6 protein-coding genes and 1 pseudogene are annotated in these 4,292 nt (G+C 64.6%); 5 read left to right on the plus strand and 2 right to left on the minus strand.

The features are described from left to right. Positions 1-191: S4 domain-containing protein (locus AC1D1P_RS15895; protein ID WP_477673644.1), on the plus strand; the 191-nt coding region annotated here is incomplete at its 5' end. Between the two features lie 120 nt (positions 192-311). On the opposite strand, the gene AC1D1P_RS15900 is transcribed toward AC1D1P_RS15895, so the two are convergent. Both AC1D1P_RS15900 and AC1D1P_RS15905 read right to left on the minus strand, forming a co-directional pair. Beyond that, positions 312-923, minus strand: a complete 612-nt coding sequence (locus tag AC1D1P_RS15900) for an OmpA family protein (RefSeq protein WP_477670034.1) — start codon at positions 921-923, stop codon at positions 312-314. Then, positions 920-1,486 carry a FecR family protein gene (locus tag AC1D1P_RS15905; RefSeq protein WP_477670035.1) on the minus strand — a complete coding sequence of 189 codons (567 nt, stop codon included), beginning with the start codon at positions 1,484-1,486 and terminating at the stop codon, positions 920-922. The genes AC1D1P_RS15900 and AC1D1P_RS15905 overlap by 4 nt, the downstream gene beginning before the upstream one ends. Positions 1,487-1,607: 121 nt before the next feature. Here AC1D1P_RS15905 and AC1D1P_RS15910 point away from each other — a divergent pair, with 121 nt between their 5' ends. The 4 genes and pseudogenes from AC1D1P_RS15910 to AC1D1P_RS15925 all read left to right on the plus strand — a co-directional run. Beyond that, positions 1,608-2,522 (plus strand): cation diffusion facilitator family transporter, encoded by a 915-nt coding sequence (locus AC1D1P_RS15910; RefSeq protein ID WP_477673645.1) that lies wholly within the window; start codon positions 1,608-1,610, stop codon positions 2,520-2,522. Between the two features lie 76 nt (positions 2,523-2,598). Next, complete coding sequence (locus tag AC1D1P_RS15915; RefSeq protein WP_477673646.1) at positions 2,599-3,357, plus strand: substrate-binding domain-containing protein; 759 nt, start codon at positions 2,599-2,601, stop codon at positions 3,355-3,357. Then, positions 3,357-3,806, plus strand: coding sequence for a D-aminoacyl-tRNA deacylase (dtd, locus tag AC1D1P_RS15920; RefSeq protein ID WP_477673647.1), 450 nt, complete (start codon positions 3,357-3,359; stop codon positions 3,804-3,806). The genes AC1D1P_RS15915 and dtd overlap by 1 nt, the downstream gene beginning before the upstream one ends. A gap of 65 nt (positions 3,807-3,871) precedes the next feature. Next, positions 3,872-4,292 (plus strand): annotated as a pseudogene (locus tag AC1D1P_RS15925) (hypothetical protein); the annotation flags it as partial.

Consider the following 4,292-nt stretch of genomic DNA (forward strand, 5'->3'; position numbering starts at 1 on the left):
CGAGGGGGATAGGCGCGCTGCTCAAGGCGGCCGGCCTCGCGCCCTCGGGCAGCGAAGCCACGCGCCTGATTGAAGGCGGCGGCGTGCGGATTGACTCCAGCGTGGTGAGCGACAAGGCGCTCAAGCTGAACAGCGGAACGTATGTGGTGCAGGTGGGCAAACGCAAGTTTGCCAGGGTCACGCTGGCCTGAACTGCGGCCCGGGGCGCTTTCCGCAGACTCGGGGCGGCGACCGAACGCTACTATTTTAATAGCTGCTTGCGCTTACCCCTATTGGTCTACAGGCATTTAACCTGCATACCAGTCATCTTGTTACCGAACCTCGATGGCCACGCGCCGGTTGCGCGGTTCTTCCACTTCGTCAGCGGTAGGCACGGCCAGGTCGCGCTCGCCCCGGCCCGCCGCTTCGATACGCTCTGCCGGAAACTGGCGGTCGATCAGTATCTGGCGCACCTGCTGCGCCCGCTGGGCCGACAGCACGTCGTTGCTGGCTCCGGCGCCCACAGTGTCGGTATGGCCGGTGATCACGATGTCGCCGCCACTTCGGGCCAGCGCATCGGCGAGCACGTCTTCCATGATTTTCTGCGACTCGGCCGTCAGCACCGTGCCGCCCGCATCAAAGTACACGGTGTAACGCTTGCCCCTGGGCGGCGCCATGTCATACAGCGCAGCGTTATCGGCGCGAACCTTGGCCGGATCAGCCTGGTCCACCCTGGGGGCACCCGTTGAACCCCGCGCTGCCGTGGCACGCTGGAAAGGCACGGACAGCACCGCTTCGCCGCCTGCGCCTTCCCTGGCGCGCACCACCACGGCGGACGGCGTACCGCCCTCCTGCGGCAGCAGCACAACACGGGTGCCGGTGGAACAAGCCGCCAGCAGCGTGCTCAGGAGAATGGCGGAGAGAAGGGGGAAATGGATTCTCATGGCTGTGGGTCCGCCTGCACGATGAAGTCGGTGCCGCGAATGCCGATGAAAGCGGTCTTGGTCTCGATGCGCACGGTCTCGGGATGGGCCTTGCCCACCAGGCCGCTCATCATGCGCAGCGAACCTTGCAGCAGGGAGAGCAGCAGGCCGCCCTCTTGTGTGGTGGCATCAAAGCTGAAACCCTTGATGTCCAGTTGCGAAGCCGGACCCACCACCACCGTGGTGCCGTCGCGCAGTACCAGGCTGGCGGCGGAGTCGGCGCCTGTGACGATGCGGCCGGCGGGCAACACGGGGTCTCCCGCTTTTGCCGGCCGCGCTGCGCCGCCGGCCTCCAGCAGCTTGACATCACCGCGCAGGGTTTTCAGAAAGCCGGCCTGCCCCGGGGCGGGTGGAGGCGGGGGCAAGGGTACAGAAGCGGGGATGGCCGATGCCTCGACGGCAGGCGCCGGCGCCGCTGCCGGGGTGGCCGGAGCACCCGCGGCAGGTTCCGGCCGGGTTTGTGCGGCGGCTTGCACGGCTGCAAGCATCAGTCCGGCCAAGGCTGTCAGATAGCGATGTTTCATGAAGACCTCTTTGGGCGGATTATCCATTACCTTTAGTTACGATTCGCCAGGCAAGTCTTACCACCCCGCCATCCTTCTCCGGTTTGTTACCCGGCATGCCCCCATACCTCACAATGCACAGATGAATTTTCCCGCCTGGCAATCCCTGACGCCGCAGCGGCTGCTGCGCGCTTCCGTCGCCGTGGCCGCAGCCACCATCGTCCTCAAAACRGCGGCCTGGTACATCACGGATTCGGTSGGCCTGYTGTCTGACGCCATGGAGTCTTTCGTCAACCTGGCCAGCGCCCTCTTTGGCCTGGCCATGGTCACGATTGCGCAGCGCCCTGCCGACGACGACCACCCCTACGGCCACCACAAGGCCGAGTATTTTTCGTCCGGCTTCGAGGGTGCGCTGATCGTCGGCGCGGCGCTGGCCATCATCTGGGCTGCCGTGCACCGCATGCTGGACCCTCGGCCGCTGCAGCAGCTTGGCTGGGGCCTGGCGTTGTCGGTGGGCAGCTCGGCGCTCAACGGCCTGCTGGCCTGGGCGATGTTCCGCGCGGCCCGGCAGCATCGGTCCATCGCGCTTGAGGCYGACGCCAGGCACCTCGTGACCGATGTCTGGACCTCAGCCGGCGTGGTGGTCGGCATAGGTGCTGTCATGTTGACCGGCTGGCTTTGGCTGGACGCCGTGGTGGCGATCGGCGTGGCCCTGAATATCCTGTGGGAGGGAGGCCGGCTGGTCTGGCGCTCGTCACAGGGCCTGATGGACGAGGCGGTGGAGCCTGAAGTGCTGACCGAGATCCAGAAAACACTCGCAGGCTTCAGCCACCCCACCATCCGCTTTGACCACCTGAGCACGCGCCGCGCCGGCCAGCGGCGCTTTGTCGATATGCACATGCACATGCCGGCCAGCTGGTCGCTGGGCCGCGCGGCGGCCGTGCGCACCAGCGTTGAGCAGGCGCTGATGAGCGCCGTGCCCGGCCTGCGCGCCAGCATCCAGCTGCTGCCCACCGATGTGGAAGCCCATTTCGACGATGAGGCCGACCTGATCTGATGGCCTGCCGCCCTCTTCCGGCCGCCGATAATTTCCCCGACCTTCCGACTTTCTACCCCTGAGACCAGGAGCCTTGATGAAACGACCCCCTCTTGCGCTTGCCGCCCGCGTCCTTGCCTGCGCACTGCTCAGCGCCGCCGCGCAGGCGGCGGAGCTCCAGGTGCTGAGCGCCGGCGCCATCGAGCCCGGCCTCAAGGCGGCAGCGGCAGCTTTTGAAAAGCAGACCGGCCACACCGCCAAAATCACCTTCAACACCGCGCCCGAGCTGAAAAAGCGCATGGACGGCAACCCGGCGTTTGACGTGGTGATCGCGCCGCCCGCCGTCATCGGCGAATTTGCCGCGGCCAGCAAGCTGGCGGAAACACGCGCCAACGTCGGCCGTGTCGGCATGGGTGTGGCGGTGCGCGAAGGCGCGCCTGTGCCCGACATCACCAATGCCGAGGCACTCAAACGCTCGGTGCTGGCCGCCGACTCGCTGGTGTTCAACCGCGCCTCCACCGGCTTGTACCTGGAGKGCCTGCTCAGGAAGATGGACGTGTATACGCAGGTGGAAAGCAAAACCACGCGTTATCCCGACGGCGCCTCGGTGATGGAGCACGTGCTCAAGGGCAAGGGCCGCGAGATCGGTTTCGGTGCGATGACCGAGATTCTTCTATACAGGGACAAGGGCCTGAAGTTCGTCGGCCCGGTTCCGGCCGAAGTGCAGAACTACACGTCGTACACCGCCGCGCCGCTGGCTTCCGGCAAACAGCAGGATGTGGCCCAGCAGTTCGTCAGTTTCCTGGCCGGCCCGGTCGGCAAGCCGCTGTTTGTCGCGGCCGGCGTGACCGACTGATGAAGGCCGTGCTGCAGCGCGTGGCCGAGGCCCGCGTGGTGATTGCCGGCGAAACCGTCGGCCAGATAGGCGGCGGGCTGCTGGTGCTGGTGTGCGCCGAGCGCGGCGACGCGGAGGCGCAGGCCGACAAGCTGCTGGCCAAAATACTCAAGCTGCGGATTTTTTCCGACGAAGCCGGAAAGATGAATCTGTCGGTGCAGGACGTCAAAGGCGGCCTGMTCATCGTGAGCCAGTTCACCCTGGCCGCCGACGCCTCAGGCGGCAACCGGCCCAGCTTCACTGGCGCAGCCCCGCCGGATGAAGGACGCCGGCTCTACGACTACTTCGTGGCTCAGGCCCGCGGCCTGCATCCGCAAGTCGAAACCGGGCAATTCGCAGCCGACATGCAGGTGCACCTGGTCAATGACGGGCCGGTGACGATTCCGCTGCAGATCGCACCGGGAAGTTAATCAGCCATAAGAGGGCAAACCCAATGAATCATCTAAGGTCTCCCGTCCTTCAAGTACTGCTGGCAATGGCTTTATTGCTAGCCGGCTGTGCCAGCAAGCCGCGGTTGGTTTATCACACGTTTGGTTTTGATATGTTGGCTGACAGCCCCGACGCTGAACTTCTTGACTATCGTTACGGAACCTCATTGCAGCCAGGCGCCCGGCCGCCCGAGTGGGCATTAAAGCAAGGAAAAATTCGCCAAGCTGCGGGCACTACTGGCGAGATGGTTCTTGGTGACAATCTTTACGCCAAGTGGCGCAACAAGTCGACGGGTGAAGTGCTTGAAGATACCGTGTCGCTAACCGGCAGATTGCCAGGCGACATTACCAATCATCAGGTGTATTTTGTGATTGAAGGCCGGCAGCTACACATCTATTTGATCAGTCCGGATTTTCGCCCCCGGGATTTCCCCGTCATTGGACCGAAGAAATATCAGGACTTCAAGG

The organism is Polaromonas sp. P1_E1_2 (assembly GCF_056406035.1).

What these genes read in the sequence shown, in the direction of transcription:
- AC1D1P_RS15905 (WP_477670035.1), bottom strand. Translation starts at nt 1,486, where the DNA reads ATGAAACATCGCTATCTGACAGCCTTGGCCGGACTGATGCTTGCAGCC.
- AC1D1P_RS15900 (WP_477670034.1), bottom strand. Translation starts at nt 923, where the DNA reads ATGAGAATCCATTTCCCCCTTCTCTCCGCCATTCTCCTGAGCACGCTG.